Source organism: Flavobacterium pectinovorum, assembly GCF_006438875.1.
In the GTDB taxonomy this organism is placed as follows: domain Bacteria; phylum Bacteroidota; class Bacteroidia; order Flavobacteriales; family Flavobacteriaceae; genus Flavobacterium; species Flavobacterium pectinovorum_A.
This window is the reverse complement of sequence record NZ_RCZH01000006.1, coordinates 242,903-260,736: the sequence shown is the minus strand read 5'-3', so window position 1 is coordinate 260,736 and position 17,834 is coordinate 242,903. Positions and strand designations below refer to the sequence as shown.

Sequence of the window (17,834 nt, the reverse complement as noted above, 5' to 3'; positions counted from 1 at the left end):
TAGTGCCTTCATGGCAAATAAATCATGAAATATTTTTATTTATGTATTTAACTACGTAGTTTTGTAATATAAATTCTTAAGATATGAAACCAATAATTATTTCCATTGAAAATAAATATGCAGATGCTGTAGTAGATTTAGTTTTAAGCATTCAGCAGAAAGAGTTTAATGTTCCTATTACATTAGAAGATCAGCCGGATTTATTGAATATAAGAAACTTCTATTACGCAAGTGGCGGTGGATTTTGGGGTGCTTTTATAGATAATGAATTAGTGGGCACGATTGCTTTGGTGAAATTTAGTCCTACCGAAGCTGCGATAAGAAAGATGTTTGTAAAAAAGGAATTCCGCGGAAAAGAGTTCTCCATTGCGCAGAAATTATTAGAGACTTTGATTGATTATTGTAAAGAAAATGAAATTGATGATTTATATTTGGGAACAATAACGATATTGGAAGCAGCTTTGCGTTTTTACGAAAGAAATGATTTTGTGCGTATTGCCAAAGAATCACTTCCAACAACATTTCCGGTTATGAGCGCAGACAATGTATTTTGTCATTTAAAACTAAAAAAATAAGGATGAATATTATTAACGAATCTGGAATTTTAGCTATTTCAACACGTTTGCAGCGTCTCAGTGAGCAATTGCGTAAAGATGGTGCCTTATTTTATAAATCATACGGCATTGATTTTGAGCCTAAATGGTTTCCGGTAATTTATACCTTGCATCACAAAGGAGTTTTGAGTGTTGTTGAAATTGCAAACGAGATTGGTTATACACATCCGTCCACAATTAGTTTGCTAAAAGAATTAGAGAAACAAAAACTGATTCGTTCCAAAAAAGATAAAGTAGACGAGCGTAAACGTCTTATAGTTTTGACTGTAAAAGGGCAGGAGCTCATTCAGGAAATGAAACCTGTTTGGGCTGTAATGACACAAGTTCTCTCTGATATTGCCGACAATCAGAATAATTTGCTCAAAGCCATTGACGAAGCCGAAAATAAGATTTTACATCAAAGTTTTTTGCAAAGAGCTTTACAATTAAAAAGTGAGAATGAAAGTTGATAAAGGATAAGGTACAGAGGTTCAAAGCGGCATAGGTTCAAAGGTTTTATCGTAGAGATGCACAGCAGTGCATCTTGTTTTGTCGTACCTAAATGTTTTTTAGTTCAAGTTCGATGTATTAAAATTAATTAGATCCAATAGTTTATTCGTTGTCTAATTTATCTGATGATTAACTCGAAGTAATTCTGTGGCGGTATAACCAAATTGCTTTTTAAACGCATAAGAGAAATGGGATAAGTTCTCAAAACCAACTTCATAACAAACATCAATTGTTTTTTTCTTGTTTTTAGTTAACTGATAATGTGCGAGATCAAGCCTTTTTTTGGTCAGCCATTTTTGCGGAGTGGTATTAAAATATTTTTTAAAATCTCTATTAAAAGTCGATAAACTTCTGCCTGTGAGATAACCCAATCTTTCGAGTGGCATATTGAACATAAAATTGCGTTCCATAAAATTAACCAAATCAATTTTTCCCGGTTCTTCAAAATTTGCCAGGACATTATCAATTTCACTGTCAATTGATCTGAGAATACTAATTGCTTCGGTTATTTTTAGATCAGCGATATTTTCAGGAAGTGCGGTCATTTCAAAATACGGAATTAACGACGCAAGACAGCTTTCGAGTAAAGGATGATTGTTATAAGAATATATTTTTGGCTCTAGATTTGTTTTCGGTTTTACATCTAGTTTTGCATAGAAATTTTTCAGTTTTTCGGTAGTTAAATGCATCACAACCGTTTTATGCGGTTGCCCGTCTTTGGGATAATTTATAATCGTCGCCAATTGATTTCTTGGAATCAGAAAAATATCTCCTTTTTTAAAAATATGGATTCCATCTGTTTGCACAATCTTGGTTTCACCCGATATAAACCAAACCAGCATATGCTGATCAAACATGATATCAGATTTAAAAAAGGTATCCTCATAACAGGAAAGCTTGATATCCGGAGTTATATATTTTGCTTCGTATTCCATTTTGTGGTGATTAGATGGTCTGTTTTTTTTAAATAACTATTGAGTTACTGATTGCTGTGCGAAGTCTCCCGACTTCGTACCACTCCAATAATCCGCAAAGAGAATCAAAAAAATTGGAACGGAATATAGCAACGGGTACGAAGTCGGGAGACTTCGCACAGCAATTATGAATACTTCGTTGAGCGGGGATTTTATGATAATATTCAAAACTGTTCCTTTGTTTTTCTAATTGCTTTTTGAAAAATTCATATTTTTAATACTTATAATTAATATCCATATCATATTTATTTGAAGTCCAAGTACCTTGTAACATTTGAATTAAAACCTCTATTATTTGAATTAATTCTGCAACAGGAAATGGATTTCTACTGTATAAATACTTAAAATCTTCATCATCAGTTTGAATTGATTGTAATTCAGAAACTGATATAAAAGCCCCTTTATTCTGTAAAGTTATTTTAACATTTTGCAAAATTTGAATCATCGTCTGTTCTTCTTCTGTACTTACTAAAATTCTTTTCCAAGGAAGAGTTAAATAACTACTTGAAATACCATTAATAATACCTTCATGTCCGATAATAAATAAATTTTTATTTATAAAAGCGTATTGAGGTTTTTCAAGTTCTTTATGAATATAGTATATCATTAATTGCATAAATTCTTCTGCAATATTGAAACCTTTACCATTTTGGTATTGAATAAATGCTGATGCCATGTTTTTAGTAGTTTAACTTTATTAATTTATCAATGTACTGATTATGATTTTGTATAATAAACTGATCTATTTGATCTTTAAAAAAAAATGGATTAGAATTCACTGCCAATGAAATTTGATCAAAATATTTATAATCTATTACTACCTTATCTATAACAGGTATCCTCATAACAAGAAAGCTTAATATCCGATGTAATATATTTTGCTTCGTATTCCATTTTTCTGGTAATTAGATGTTATGTTTTTTCGATTGTATCCTACGTTAGACAAAGTTAAAGACATTTGCGCAAGATTTAATTTTTTTCCGTTCTTTAGCTTTTAACCTTATCTAATCTATCGTTAAGGGATAGAAAATTTATATTTAAAAGAGTATAATTGTATAACTTTTCTCATAAATTGTATAACTTTTTTTAATTTTAATTTAAGATTTTTGGTTTGTTGTATAGAATATCTGCCATTTGTATTTTTTAATCATTAAAATCCCAAACCTATGAGAACTATTAACCAAATTACTATTGTTTCGAGCGTGCTAATGACTTTATTTAGCTGCGCAAATGATAAAGATATCGATTCAAATCCAGGTACAGTCACCAATCCTGTCGAAGGAAATGCCGCTAACACAACCTACAAACCCGCATTCGCAGGGCAAACCCGTATAAATGGCGTTCAAACCAATACGCCTTATGCAGGAGTTGTTCTTGCTACAACCTTATCAAGCCCTTGGGGAATAAAAAGTCTTCCGGATGGCAGATTATTAATTACTGAGAAAACCGGAACTATGCGTATTGCCACTACAGCCGGAGTTTTGACTCCTCCTATAACTGGTATTCCTGCTGTTAATGCTGCCGGACAAGGTGGTTTATTAGGTCTAACTATTGATCCTGATTTTACTGCAAATCGTATGATTTACTGGGTTTTTGCAGAAGCTACAACAGGCGGAAATAATACGGCTGTGGCCAAAGGGAAATTATCAGCTGACGAAAAAACAATCGAAGGAGCAACCGTAATTTACAGAGCTAAACCAGCCAACGCAAGTACGCTGCATTATGGCGGACGTATTCTTTTTGATAAAACGGGTGCTCTAATAATAAGTACCGGAGAACGTTCTGTACTGGAAACAAGACCATTGGCACAATCAGTTGCAGCAGGTTTGGGAAAAGTAATCAGAATAACAAAAGACGGGCAGCCTGCAACCGGAAATCCCACTTTTACACAAACTGGAGCTTTACCGGAATTGTATAGTTATGGCCATAGAAATCCACAAGGTTTAGCACTTAATCCCGTGACAAACGAAATTTGGCTGGCAGAGCACGGACCAAGAGGAGGAGATGAAATAAACCGCATAAAACCAGGTGCAAATTACGGATGGCCAACAATTACATACGGAATAGAATATAGCGGAGAAAAAGTTGGTGCAGGAATTCAGCAACAAGATGGTTTAGAACAGCCGGTTTATTACTGGGATCCGGTAGTTTCGCCAAGCGGAATGACTTTTTATACCGGTAATCGTGTTCCTGAATGGCAAAATAATCTTTTCATAGGTGCTTTAAGCGGAATGCATATCGTACGTCTTGCTATAAAAGACAATAAAGTAATTGGCGAAGAAAGACTTCTGGCTTCAGAAAACCAACGTTTTAGAGATGTAACACAAGGAAACGACGGAGCTTTATACGCCGTTACTGACGGTGGAAGATTATATAAAATCGACAAAAAATAAGAACCAGCTCTGCGAAGTGTTCATTTATTAAATTCGCACAGCAATTATGAACACTTCGTGGAGCGGGTTAAATCCATTAGCTAAAATGGCTAACTCACTTTGCTTTATTCCTGCTTTGCATTTGTTGAGAATATTATTTTATCATGTTGCAAATTAAGATTATAATTGAATATTCTATCCTCTCTATCCCAATGATTAGTTGCAATTAATAAACCTCCTGATATAATGTAGTATTTTTTATTATCAGAAATGATTTCAAATATTTTCCTGTTAAATTTGCATAAGTCTTTGTCTATATCTGGTGGTAATAAGTCTATTGCTATTTCTTTAATTTCTATATTATCTAAAGAAGTAGGAATGCCTATATATGTTACATCCCATATCTCGATGTCAATATTAAAGGAGTTTTCTGATGAATAATCTCTATCATCAGAATATAACATATTGCTTCTTAAAAGTAAAGAGCTATGACTAACAGTATAAGCCCAAATTCTAAAATATCGGTTTGATTTATAAATCATTTTATATAATATTTGTATCAATTAATTAGGTGAGAAGCCAGAATAAACTTCATAACTGTCGCCCGAATTCGTATAAAAAGTTGTTTTATTACTTTGCTATATTACCTAAAAATAAGTTTCATTTGCCAGGTAAATTGCGGTCATATAGAAAACAAGAAATGTTGCTAAAGAATATAAAACTCCAATCCATGCAATTTTTTTATTGTGTTCTTTATAAATATTTTCATAAAAAGAGATGATTCTTTTGTAATTTTTTCTCTTTAAAAGGTAATGATTACATATAAAATACCAAACGAGAAAAACGGATCCAATCATTAATTTTAAAATGATATTATAAGGAAATAAACTAAAATAACCTTTTGGGAAAATATATTTTAATAGAAAAAAGATCATTAATGAATTGGTTGATAATAAAACAGAAAAAAATATCGACGCCAAATTCTCATCTTTTTCTCCTTCTCTTTTTATTGATGCAAACATTCTATATAAACAATAATACAAAAAAATCAAATATTCTCATTTTCAAAAATAATTTAGTACAAATTTTAGATCTAATTCATCAAAGATCGTTTACATGCATGTTATGAGTTCCTAAATTCGAACCATTCTGTTAGTAAAAGTTTTAAATCATCCATATGAATCGTTAGCGAATTTTCAATAGAAAAATACGGATTAGAAAAAGCTACCTCAAATACAGAAAAGTGTTCTGCACTATCAAGAAAAGATGGATCATAAGTTTCATTATTTTGTATTAAAGTAATTGTTTCTATTAAATCAGCAATTATAATTTTCGGTAATAATCCAATAAAATCTAAGCGCTTATAATTTGTAGGAGCATTGCTGGAATCTAATATATCCATAATCACATCAAAGGGACCATTCTTTCTACAAAATTTTAAATTCAGTTCTTCGTGTTTTTTCATATTTGTGTTTTAATATTGTCATAATAAGTAATTAATCGCCCCATTTTTTTATTTCCGTCCATTTTTCTGGTGTAATATCAAATCCTTGGATAGTATCGGAACCCCTATGATATTCAACAGATTTCATTCTCTCATATTTTACAGTATCAATTTTTGAAGCATCTATAAAAAAAGATCCTTTCTTAAATTCTGAGATTTCTAAATAAAAACTGATACGTTCATTTTTGTCAAATTTCGCTACGTAAATTACCATTTTGTCTACGTCTCTTATTTTGTGAATATAAACAGAATCTTTTAAATATATTTTTTTCCCTTTCCATGTGTCATCGCTGGCATCCGTAATATTTTTATAGATTTTAATTTTAAAATATGCAATGCCTAAACTATCCTTGATATAAGACGGGTCTATAAAAAAACAATCATTAAGATTAAAACTTGGAGATAAGCTGCATTGCAATTCCTCATTTCCTTTTAAAGCTATTTTTATTCCTGTTTCAGAATAACATTCATGAAGAGGCTGAGCATTTAGAGAATAAAAAGAAATAAGTAAGATGGTAAATAATATTAATTTTTTCATGCTTAAAATTGATTATTGGCTATAGGAGTAATTCTTTTTCCAAAATAGAACTTTTCCCAAATTTAATGAAATCACAATCATTCCGAAATTTAACATAAATAAAGAAACCGATCTGTATTCAATAGAAAGTTGCCGCTTCAAACAACGGCAACTTACCATTAATATTTTTCATCTCACAAAAAACATTTTACATTTAAAGCACATCAAATGTTATTCCCGTCATTTCTTCGCTTAACAACCATAATCTTTTGGCATTGTCTTCGTCAAGCGAATATAATTTTACACCGGGAGTTACAGAAGGTTCAGTTGAAATAGACGCGATTTCAGCATCTTCACAATAAACACCTCCAATAGCATCAAGAAGCGGACTCGTAGCGCACCAAACCGTTGTAGCAGCGCCTTGCGGAATCGTTTTTAGGTTTGCCAGTATTTCCGGTCGAATATTACCATCAGCATCACAAAGTCCCATTTTCTGAAATAAGTCTAAAGAAGCTTCTCTGGCTAATTCGGTACCATTAATAGATCCCGGATGTAAGGAATAAGATCTCACGCCAAATTCTTTACTGCGATTGTCCAATTCGACAGCAAATAAATTACAAGCCGTTTTGGATTGTCCGTAAGCTTGTAAAGTTTCGTATTCTTTGTGTAAAAAATTAGGATCATCAAAATCAAAAGTACCAAATTGATGTCCTTGCGATGATACACTGATAACTCTTGCGCTTTCAGCTTTTTTAAGCGCTGGCCATAATCTTGCTGTAAGTTGAAATTGTGCCAAATAATTCGTTGCCAACTGCGATTCGATTCCGCGATTGTCACGACGATACGGAACCCACATAATTCCTGCATTATTAATCAATAAATGTAAAGGTCTTTGTGATGAAAGAAACTTTTGTGCAAATGCATCTATAGAATCAGGATTCATTAAATCCATAATTTCCAATTCGACATTCGGAATCCCGTCTAATTTTTTCTTTGCTTTCTCAATATCTCTCGCAGGAACAATTACTGTTGCGCCTGCGTTGGCAAGAGTTTTTACGGTTTCCAGACCAATTCCGGTATTACCGCCAGTTACAATGGCAATTTTTCCCGTAAGGTCAATTCCTTTAATTACTTCGTTTGTTGTTGATTTTGCATTAAATCCTGAACCAATTGGTTTCTGAAAAGCTCCCTGATAATTATTCGTTTTCATTTTGTGTGTTTTTTATCTAATTGTTATAGGACAAAATTATAGCGAATTCAAAAGATGGAGTTTGTTCAGAATGTCATTTTACTTTGTTTAAAACGTCATTTCGGTTGGGTTGTAATTTTCTCGCGAAGCCACAAAGCTTTTTATTTTAAAGCCACTCCGGATAGCTATCGGAATAAAAGATTAAGAAGATTTAAAAAAAATCTGCTTGATCTGCTAAATCTGCGTGAAAAAAAAACTGGTTGCTTTTGTTGGAGATTTATTGCCGTAGGGCAATGTCATTTAGTTATGCAAAACTTCATTTAAATGCATTTAGAGTTATTATTTTTTTACAAAAAACCTAATTGCCTGGCTTTATTTATTAATTCGATATCTCCTCCTTTTTCCGGTAATAAATGACTTTTAATATAAGCTTTTCGTTTTTCTATTGAACTTAATGATAACGGTAAATGATTTGGAATGTCAATCATTTTAACACCTTGCGAAAGCAAAATTAAAATCTGAATGTCATATTCGCCCCAATCTAAATTTCTTTGGCTTATTTTTTTTTGAGATTTTATTATTTCATCGCTATAAATGATTTCGCTTAATAGAATTTTTTTGCAAATGTTGGGAAATGATTCAAAATTGACCTCACTTTTAGAAATAAATCCTTCGGGTTGAATTTCATTTATAACTCTGTTTACAATAAATGCTTCTGTGTGCATGGTTAATAATAAAATTTTGCATGCAGGGTGAGTTTTTCTAATTAAAGCGGCCAAGTCAATACCATTAGAGATATTTTGGTCAGGATAAGGAGGTAAATTAACGTCAATTATTGCAAAATCAATTTTTACATTTTGCTTTTCAAGTAACACTATTTTTTTATAAGCCGTTTCACAATTGTAGCTTTGAATAAAAAAGGGCTCAACAGTATTAAAACCCTCTTCAGACAGAAGGTTAACATAACTATCTACTGTCATTGGATGATCGTCAACAATCAGAATATTAAATGTCATTTAGCAGGAATTTATGTAAAAGTAATTAATGCAATTCAGAAATGATAAAAAAGTTGGGTTTTCTATTCCAAACAATTTTTTTTAAATCTAAGTTGTTTTATTAACCTTTTATAGTGTGCGATAGTATTGTTGAGCCGTAAATTGTCTTCTTTAATTTATATATTTGGAGTGAACTAATAATTAGTAATTTTGAAATTTAGCTTTAAATTTTTTCTTCCTGCAATTCTTTTAATAGTGATAATCTCATTTGTGTTGTGGGAGAGAAAACAATCTGTAAGCACACGTAAGAATACTATTAATATTGATCAGAAATACTTTAGCACAATTTCAGGTTCTGAAAAAGAGAAATATTTAGATTCAATTGTTGCATTACTTAAGAATCAAAAAAACGACTCTGTTATTAGAGAATTGTATTTAAGAACTGGTGAAGAATATTATTATTTAAATAACTTAAAAAAATCATATTCATCCAGCTTAACCGCACTACAATTATCCAGAAAAGAGAATGATAGTTCGAGGATTGCCAAATCTCTTTATTATCTTGGAGATTGTCATGAAATTTCACAAAAAGACAGTGCTTATTTTTACTATCTGCAAGCTCAAAAAATTTATGCTAAGATTAAAGATTATGAACATTTAGGACGTATGCATTTTAATAAAGCTTACGTCTTGTTTTATGATGGCAGATTTGTGGAGTGCGAAGTAGAACTGTCGAAAGCTTTTAAATCTCTAAAAAACTCTGATAATATGAATCTTTTGTATTCCTGTAATACATTAATGGGTAATTGTTTAGAGAAACTTTTGATGTATGATCAGGCGTTAAAGTACCATCAATTGGCATTGCAAAATTTAAATATTCTGAAGAGTAATGGTTCAGATATTGATAAAGTTACTAATTATAATATATCTTCAGTAATAAATATTTGTAATTTATATGATGTAAAAGGTGATTATTCACGGTCCATAAAAGAACTAAGTCCTCTGGTAACAAATGATTTGAAAAGTCAGTGGCCGGATTTGTATGCCAGTGTTTTATCAAATTTGGCTTATTCTAAAATGAAAAATAAAGACTATAAAAATGTGGAGTCTATGTTTTTAGAATCTTTACATATTCTGGACAGTCTTGGAGATCGTTATAAAGCATTAGCATTGTATAAGAAAGTTCATTTGGGAGAGTTTTATTTAATACAAAAGGATACTGTAAGATCTTTAAAAAACTTAAAAGAGGCATATAGTATTGCGGTTAAAATAAGAAATACAAATGAGGTTTTAAGTACTTTAAAGTTGCTTGCGAAAGTCGATGAAAAGAAAAAGATGTTTTACGCAAATCAATATATTAAGGTAAGTGATAGCATAAACGGTATTCAAAGCAGAACCAATAATAAATATGCCCGAATAGAATATGAAACAACGAGTGTAGAAGGCGAGAACAAGGTTTTGACCAGAAAAAACTTTTATATTCTGATCTTTTCATTTGGTCTCTTTTTGATTTTGTCCGGAATTTTTGTTTTTGTTTATTTGAAATATAAAAACAAGGAATTAAAGTTTGTGAAGCAACAGAAAAACGATAGTGATGAAATATATCAACTTCTAAGTGAACAGCAGGAAAAGATAAATAGTGCCAAAGAAGAAGAAAAAAATAAAATAGCCAAAGAATTACACGACGGCGTCATGAATAGGGTTTATGGAGTAAGAATGAATCTTGGTTTTTTTAATTCTAAAACAGATGAAAGAAACATCGAAAAAAGAAAAGAATACATTTTTGAGTTAGAAAATATTGAAAACGAAATTAGAACAATTTCTCACGATCTGAGCCGCGATTCATTTTTTGAAAGCATTGATTTTAACACATTATTATCAAATTTAATAAAAAGTCAAAAAGAGTTAAGTAAAACAGAATTTAATTATATAATTGACAAAGAATTTGATTGGGAGAATATTCAGAATATCTACAAAATAAATTTTTATCGTATACTTCAGGAAGCACTTTTAAATATTCATAAGTACTCTAATGCTCAGAAAGTCGATGTGAAAATTCAGTTAATTGACAGTCATATTTTAAAATTATCAATTATAGATGATGGTATTGGATTTGATGTTAATGCTGTAAAAAAAGGAATCGGTTTATATAATATTAAAGAAAGAGCAAACTCCTTAAAGGGGCATTTTAAAATAAAATCTAAAATTAGCGAAGGCACAGAAATCACGGTGATATTTACAATTTAAATACCTGCCTTCTCTATGAGCAGGTATTTATTCAAAAGGGGCATATTTTTTCTGTTAAAATAAACACCATTTTGAAATCGCGTAAAAGCAAAAAGAGAATCCGTTTAATCCGTACAATCCGCGGGCAATTTTCGATAAAAATAAAACCCATAACTCTCTTAAAATTAAAATAAAAGTTAAAATATTTGCAAATAAAGACCGAACGGTCTAAATTTGTTCCTTCAAATAAAAAGCGATGAGTAAAGCAGAAAGAACCAGACAATTTATTATCGAAGCATCGGCTCCTATAATCAACAAAAAAGGAATGGCAGGAACTTCTTTGAGCGATATTATGGAAGCTACAAAACTGGCAAAAGGCGGTATTTACGGTAATTTTGAAAGCAAAGAAGAGATTTGCAGAGAATCATTTTTATACCTGAGATCTCAATTGTCTTCTAAATTAAATACAGCTGTTGCCGAAGGAAAATCAAGCAAAGAGAAATTGTTTAATTTGTTAAATGTTTATTCTAATGATATAAACACAATAGATGGCTGTCCGATTTTGAATTTTGGAGCAGAAGCTGACGATACTAATCCTGTTATGAAAGAGCAGGTAAAAAAAGCCATTCATTCCGCTCAAAATAGATTTTTTACCATAGTCGAAGAAGGAATAAAAAGCAAAGAATTATCAGCAAATATAAATGCGGAACATTTTAGCATTAAAGTTTTTGCCATGATTGAAGGTGCTATTTTGTGTAGAAAAATTTTAGGAACTGATGTGCAAATGAAAATCGTTATTGACAGTATCAAGACCGAATTTGAAAGCTATTTGCAATAGTTTTTTTTTGAACTTTTTTAGACCGATCGGTCTAATTTAACATTAATTACTTTTAAAAAAATGAGAAATCTACAAGAAAACCATAAGGGCTTTAGTACCTTATTAGCCTTATCGCTTATTCCTTTATCGGGATTTGCAACAGATATTTATTTGCCTTCGCTTCCAGCCATGGCAAAAGACCTGCATGTTTCCGCAGGAGCCATTCAGCTTTCGCTTGTCTTTTTTATGTTTAGTTTAGGCGTGAGCCAAATTTTTATAGGAAGTATCTTGGATAGTTTCGGACGCTTTAAAATCAGTATTGCATCGCTTGCTGTTTTTTCTATAACCAGTTTTGTTATTGCGCTTGTTCCTGATATTTACGTTATTTATGCCATGCGAATTATTCAGGGAATTGCCATTGCTTTTATTGTAATTGCAAAACGAGCTTATTTTGTAGATCTGTATTCGGGCGAAAAATTAAAAAGCTATATCAGTTTATTTTCAATAATATGGGCAAGTGCGCCTATTATGGCACCGTTTTTAGGAGGATATTTAGAACATAATTTTGGCTGGAGATCCAACTTTTATTTCCTTGGCGGATTATCTTTTCTTTTCCTGATTTTAGAGCTTTTATATAGCGGAGAATCTTTAAAATATTATCATCCATTCAAACTAAAAAGCATTGCACAAACTTATTCTGGAATGCTAAAATCTGGTGATTTTACTTTAGGAGTATTAATTCTGGCAATTTGTTTTGGACTTGTTGTAGTTTACAGTTTATCGAGTCCTTTTATAGTAGAACGAGTATTAGGTTATTCAGCGATTACAACAGGTTACAGTTCCTTATTATCCGGTTTGGCAGTCATGACGGGAGGTATTATTGCTAAATCTCTTATTCATAAACCATTGGCTAAAAAAGTAACAATAGCAGTTTCTGTACAGGTTATTTTGGTGTTATTAATGATTTCTACAGCTTCTGTAACCAGTAATATTTATACACTAATTGGTTTTACAATGGGAATAAATGTCTGTGGTGGTTTTATTTTTAATAATATTTATGGCTATTGTTTAAGTCGTTTCTCTAAAAATGCAGGAGTTGCAAGCGGACTTACCGGCGGTGGAACGTATATGTTAAGCTCGATAATGAGTTACGGCTTTGTTAATTTATATGCTGTAAAAAGTCAATTGTTATTAGGCTTTGCAAACATTTCACTGATCTTTATCGTTGTTGTTGTTTTCATGATTTTTAATAAATACAGAACACAAAATCTTGCAGCTATAACGATTAAATCATAAAGGTTTAAATCCCAATAAAAAAATTCCAAATTCCAATTGATATTAGAGTTTGGAATTTTTTTATTTTATTGTTCAATTATTTTTTAGTTTTTTTCTTTCTTCCTAACCAAATTATAAGCCCCGTTATAGGCAATGTCGCTGCAAAAAGACAAACCAAAAACGCGATTATTTTGGTAGGCAATCCATAAATACTTCCGGTGTGAATAGGGTAGTTTAAACGTCTTATTTTGTCTCCGGTTGAAAATTTGTCATAAGGTCTTGCCTCAATTTCTTCGGTTGTATATTTGTCAAAATAAGCCGCACTGGATTGATTTGGAACCGTTATTTCTGAATATTCTTTTAATACCAAAATACTGTTGATTGTATCCGCCGGCATTCTAATTTGAATGTTTCCTTTGTAGGGAAAAATACTGTCGGCTTTGTTGTAAATATTTTGATAAAAGGCAGTATTGTTGAGTTTAGGATCTATTTTGGTTGGGTTTTCTACTTTAGCCGAAGGTTTTTTCGTTGTACCTTCCGTTAAAAAATAAACACCATTTTGAAACCAGGTAAAAGCAAAGGATAATCCGCTTAGCGAAATAATCAACAAAATTAAAAAGCTGTAGAATCCAAAAGTAGAGTGAAAATCCCAATTGACTCTTTTGAAAGAACCACTCCATTTTACCTTTAATCTTTGCTTTAGGTTTTTTACTTTTTTTGGCCACCATAAAATAAGCCCTGAAATAAGCATAAAAGCAAAAATCAGGCAAGAAGTTCCCATGATAATTTCACCTGATTCTCCCAGTAACAATTGCCTGTGAATGGATAAAACCACAACAAAAAACCTGCTTTCTTGTGGAGTTGTTGCCAAAATTTTTCCTGTATAAGGATCAATAGAAAAAAACTGTGCTTTTTTATCAGAATCCTTTCCCAAAATTTGCATTGTGCGGGAAGGATCACTATAGGTATAAATGCGGGTTATTTTTTTTATGGAATACTGCTTCTGAAGCGTATCAGTACAGTAATCTATACTTTTTTTTGTTTTTCCAATAGTAGAAACATTGTAGTATTCAGGATTAATAGCATTATCAATTTCTTTTTCGAAAACCAAAATACTTCCCGTTAAGGCGGCGATAAAAACAATTAAACCAGAACCAAGTCCAAGCCATAAGTGCAATAAACCAATATTTTTTTTTAATCCTTTCTTCATAAAATGCTATCAAATTGATTTTGTTGTTATATGCTAATTTTTTCACGCAGATTTTAAAAAGATTTAAGCAGATGTGCGCAGATGATAATATCAAATTTTATCTGCTATAATCTGTACAATCTGCGTTAAACGGCAATTTTTTAATCCTTGTTACTATATGCTAATTTTTTCACGCAGATTTTAAAAAGATTTAAGCAGATGTGCGCAGATGATAATAYCAAWTTTWATCTGCTATAATCTGCTTAAATCTTTTTAAAATCTGCGTGAAACCGATATTATTTTAAATCCTTATTATTCTAAATTAAATTATTCACTATAAATTCTCGCGCAAATTTAGGTTTATTTAGACTAAATATGTGTAATGTTGCAAAAAAWATAATTTTGCTGTATTGCTAAGTATATTCTTATTTGATAAGAATATGAAAGTATTTTGACGGGTGATTTACTTACTATTTTATTATAATAGTTCTTGTGTTGAAGTTCTTGAAACGAAATATGATTATATCTCGAAATACTTAATAAACCAGTTGGATGTAATTAATTTTTAAGTCCCAGTGGGACAACATATTTATAGAAAATAAAAAATAGCAGACAACAAAACCCCATCGGGGGTGGCACATTTAGAGAATACAATAAAAAATTAGAATGCCGCCCGCCGCGGCGGGCTTGATTTGAAATCTTATATTAAATTACTATAAATATAATGCTCCGCTGGAGCTTTTCTAAGAATTGATAACTTGATAGTTTGGATTTGAAATGCGTACGAAAACTTACACCCAACGGGTTTAATAATTAAAAAACATCTTGATTTTCTGTGTAGTAAAAAACACCAATATTAAAATTCTATAGAATAAATAGAAATATTACTTGTTAAACTACTATTAATTTTTATTTTTGCATTGTTTTTATTGATTCTAAATAAAAACAAATACTAACCAAAATTAAAAATCAATGAAATATCTTAGTTTAAGAACGTCAAAGTTTTTATTTATTATTGGCCTTTTATTTTCAGTCTTTTCTTCTTTTGCACAACAAAACAGTGGAAAAATAAAAGGAGAAATCACAACTTCTGACGGAAAATCAGCCTCGGGAACAACCATTATTCTTAAAAGTTCAAAGTATAAAACAACAGTTAATAGTGACGGTAGTTTTAGATTTAATAAAATTATAGAAAATATCTACACAGTACAAGCTTCTTTGCCTGGTTATGAAACAATCGAAAAGGAAGTTTATGTTACCAATAATGAAACTGCAACGGTGAAATTACAATTGATATTTTCCGGAAAAGTTGAGGAAACTTCAGATAAAAGCGGTGATCAATTGGATGAAATTATTGTATCGGCAAGCAGAAAGGTGGAAACTTTATCAAAGACACCATCTTCTGTAACCGTAATCAACGCTAAGGATATTGAAGATTTATCTATTGTGAGTCCAAATATTGCTAATATCGCGGCTTATGCAGTTCCCGGTTTAGGTTCAGCAACAAACAATACGGGTAATTACGGACAAACACTTCGCGGAAGAAATCCACTAGTTCTTATAGACGGAATTCCGCAATCGACTCCATTGAAATCTGCCGGAAGAGAAATTCGTTCTATTGATCCTTCGGTAATCGAGCGTATCGAAGTTATCAAAGGCGCAACGGCAATTTACGGAAATGGTGCCGATGGCGGATTGATTAATTACATTACAAAATCTAGTAAGACGCAAAAGAAATTTGCCGGATACAGTGAGGCCGGAACTAACGGAAACATAAAAGGGGATAGTACAGTTGGATATAGATTTAACCAACAGTTTTACGGAAAAATCAGTAAATTCAATTATATGGTTGCTGGAACTTACGAAAAAACGGGTGTTTTTCGTGACGGAGAAGGACAGGTTATTTCTCCGGAATATGGATTGGGCGAGACTAAAACCTATAATATTTTTACAAAACTGGGTTATGATTTAACGGATAACCAACGAATTGATGTCATGTATAATTATTTCAGTTCAAATCAGGATTCGGATTTTATTCTTAAAAATGGTGTTTATGGCGTAAGTCCGGCAATTGGTATTCTGGGTAACAGACCGGGAGTTGACGAAGGAACGCGTTATAATCATAATGCCAATCTTCAATATGTGAACAAACAGCTTTTTGGAAATACTTCCTTTACGGCGAATCTGTATTTTCAGGATTTCCTGACGATATTTTCGAACTCAGCTTTCTTCTACGGAAGTGGACAATCCCAAACGGCATCTGCCAAAAAAGGGGTAAGAGTATATCTGAATACACCATTTACAATTTCTTCAAATTTTACGGGAGATGTTACGTATGGTCTTGATTTATTGAACGATAAAACAAATCAAAAATTAGTTGATGGCCGAGTTTGGGTTCCGAATATCAATATGGTCAATTTGGCTCCTTATGCACAATTATCTACGCAGATTTTTGGTGATTGGACTGTAAAAGCAGGTTTACGTGCCGAAAATATTAAAATAAACATTGACGATTATAATACACTTGCAACAGGCGCAAACGGAGCAGGAAGTATCGCTGTAAAAGGCGGAGATCTTACGTATGATGCTTTCGTTTTTAATACTGGTGTGAGATATTCAAAATTTAAATTCTTTAATCCTTTTGTGAGTTTTTCTCAGTCATTTTCTGTTTTTGATCTTGGTCGTGTGCTTACTAATGCCAAAGAAGATGCAATCTCAAAACTACAGACAAAACCTATTATCGTTAATAATTACGAAGGAGGATTTAGCAGTCAGTTAGGGAAATTAAATTTGAGTGCGGCGTATTATTTCAGTACTTCAAAATTAGGAACAAACTTAGTTCAGGTTGATGGTTATTTAGTTGCAGAACGTTTACCGGAAAGAGTTTGGGGTTACGAAGTTCAGGCCGATTATCAGGTATTGAAACAATTGACTGTAGGAGGAAACTACGCATATGTACAAGGTAGAGGTGATAAAGATTCTGATGGGACTTTTTACGGACCAACTGATATTTATCTAAAATCAAACCGAATTCCTCCGGTTAAAGTTACGGGTTATGCAAAATATGGCGACAAGAGATTAAACATAGAATTGTATTGGATGCTGGTTGGCGATCGCGATCTTTTTCAGCCTAATGCCAAAGGTGCTTATGCAATTGGTGAAGGTCCAATTCATTCTTTCAATTTATGGAATCTGGCTACAGCTTACAAAGTTACGGACAGTATCAGAGTAAAATTGGGTATAGAGAATATTTTCAATACGGATTATTATACTACAACTTCTCAGTTTTACGGTACAAATGCCAATTATACAAGAGGGAATGGCTCAAGATTTAATCTGGCTCTTGGGTATAGTTTTTAGTATTTAGTCTCAGTCTCAGTATTCAGTTTACAGTTTACAGTTTGCAGTTTACAGTATTCAGTTTCAGTTTACAGTCTCAGTATTCAGTTTACAGTCGCGGTCGCAGTGCTCAAAACTGTAAACTGCGACTATAAACTGCGACTGAAAAATCATAATATATTTTGTTTTTTTATTAAAGGGTTTCTGGCGATTTTTTGTCAGGAACCTTTTTTTTGACCCCAATCTTGTCATTGCGATTTCTATGATAAAACCAAATTTTAAAAGAGTTCCGGAGGAACAAAATATATTGTAGGGATGTCCCGATCCCGAAACG

At 31.9% G+C, this 17,834-nt stretch carries 15 protein-coding genes; 7 read left to right on the top strand and 8 right to left on the bottom strand.

Annotated features, from left to right (window positions below; translation table 11 throughout):
* Positions 1-83: 83 nt before the first annotated feature.
* Both EAH81_RS10855 and EAH81_RS10850 read left to right on the top strand, forming a co-directional pair.
* Positions 84-575: a GNAT family N-acetyltransferase gene (locus EAH81_RS10855; protein WP_140506844.1), complete on the top strand. Its 492-nt coding sequence runs from the start codon at positions 84-86 to the stop codon at positions 573-575.
* Positions 576-577: 2 nt separating this feature from the next.
* Positions 578-1,063 (top strand): MarR family winged helix-turn-helix transcriptional regulator, encoded by a 486-nt coding sequence (locus EAH81_RS10850; RefSeq protein ID WP_140506842.1) that lies wholly within the window; start codon positions 578-580, stop codon positions 1,061-1,063.
* 153 nt (positions 1,064-1,216) lie between these two features.
* Here the strand turns inward: EAH81_RS10850 and EAH81_RS10845 are convergent, their stop codons facing one another.
* Complete coding sequence (locus EAH81_RS10845; RefSeq protein ID WP_140506840.1) at positions 1,217-2,038, bottom strand: helix-turn-helix domain-containing protein; 822 nt, start codon at positions 2,036-2,038, stop codon at positions 1,217-1,219.
* A 253-nt stretch (positions 2,039-2,291) separates the two neighbouring features.
* Positions 2,292-2,753, bottom strand: a complete 462-nt coding sequence (locus EAH81_RS10840) for a hypothetical protein (protein WP_140506838.1) — start codon at positions 2,751-2,753, stop codon at positions 2,292-2,294.
* 490 nt (positions 2,754-3,243) lie between these two features.
* Here EAH81_RS10840 and EAH81_RS10835 point away from each other — a divergent pair, with 490 nt between their 5' ends.
* Positions 3,244-4,470, top strand: a complete 1,227-nt coding sequence (locus EAH81_RS10835; protein ID WP_140506836.1) for a PQQ-dependent sugar dehydrogenase — start codon at positions 3,244-3,246, stop codon at positions 4,468-4,470.
* 104 nt (positions 4,471-4,574) lie between these two features.
* Here the strand turns inward: EAH81_RS10835 and EAH81_RS10830 are convergent, their stop codons facing one another.
* The 5 genes from EAH81_RS10830 to EAH81_RS10810 form a co-directional block, all read right to left on the bottom strand.
* Entirely contained in the window at positions 4,575-4,991 is a 417-nt protein-coding gene (locus EAH81_RS10830; RefSeq protein WP_140506834.1) for a hypothetical protein, read from the bottom strand.
* A gap of 581 nt (positions 4,992-5,572) precedes the next feature.
* Entirely contained in the window at positions 5,573-5,914 is a 342-nt protein-coding gene (locus EAH81_RS10825; protein ID WP_140506832.1) for a hypothetical protein, read from the bottom strand.
* 31 nt (positions 5,915-5,945) lie between these two features.
* Positions 5,946-6,491 (bottom strand): hypothetical protein, encoded by a 546-nt coding sequence (locus tag EAH81_RS10820; protein ID WP_140506830.1) that lies wholly within the window; start codon positions 6,489-6,491, stop codon positions 5,946-5,948.
* 193 nt (positions 6,492-6,684) lie between these two features.
* A complete protein-coding gene (locus EAH81_RS10815; RefSeq protein WP_140506828.1) occupies positions 6,685-7,680 on the bottom strand; it encodes an SDR family NAD(P)-dependent oxidoreductase in 996 nt (331 codons plus the stop codon).
* 326 nt (positions 7,681-8,006) lie between these two features.
* The gene (locus EAH81_RS10810) at positions 8,007-8,675 is read right to left on the bottom strand and encodes a response regulator transcription factor (protein WP_140506826.1); all 669 of its coding nucleotides are present in this window, start codon (positions 8,673-8,675) and stop codon (positions 8,007-8,009) included.
* Positions 8,676-8,864: 189 nt separating this feature from the next.
* On the opposite strand from EAH81_RS10810, the gene EAH81_RS10805 reads away from it, so the two are divergent.
* The 3 genes from EAH81_RS10805 to EAH81_RS10795 all read left to right on the top strand — a co-directional run bounded on the left by EAH81_RS10805 (position 8,865) and on the right by EAH81_RS10795 (position 12,993).
* The gene (locus tag EAH81_RS10805; protein ID WP_241676551.1) at positions 8,865-10,901 is read left to right on the top strand and encodes an ATP-binding protein; all 2,037 of its coding nucleotides are present in this window, start codon (positions 8,865-8,867) and stop codon (positions 10,899-10,901) included.
* 235 nt (positions 10,902-11,136) lie between these two features.
* Positions 11,137-11,718, top strand: a complete 582-nt coding sequence (locus EAH81_RS10800; protein WP_140506824.1) for a TetR/AcrR family transcriptional regulator — start codon at positions 11,137-11,139, stop codon at positions 11,716-11,718.
* 60 nt (positions 11,719-11,778) lie between these two features.
* Positions 11,779-12,993, top strand: coding sequence for an MFS transporter (locus tag EAH81_RS10795; protein WP_140506822.1), 1,215 nt, complete (start codon positions 11,779-11,781; stop codon positions 12,991-12,993).
* A 76-nt stretch (positions 12,994-13,069) separates the two neighbouring features.
* On the opposite strand, the gene EAH81_RS10790 is transcribed toward EAH81_RS10795, so the two are convergent.
* Entirely contained in the window at positions 13,070-14,182 is a 1,113-nt protein-coding gene (locus EAH81_RS10790) for a PepSY-associated TM helix domain-containing protein (protein ID WP_140506820.1), read from the bottom strand.
* Positions 14,183-15,133: 951 nt separating this feature from the next.
* Here EAH81_RS10790 and EAH81_RS10785 point away from each other — a divergent pair.
* Positions 15,134-17,521: a TonB-dependent receptor gene (locus EAH81_RS10785; RefSeq protein ID WP_140506818.1), complete on the top strand. Its 2,388-nt coding sequence runs from the start codon at positions 15,134-15,136 to the stop codon at positions 17,519-17,521.
* The last annotated feature ends 313 nt before the right edge of the window (positions 17,522-17,834 follow it).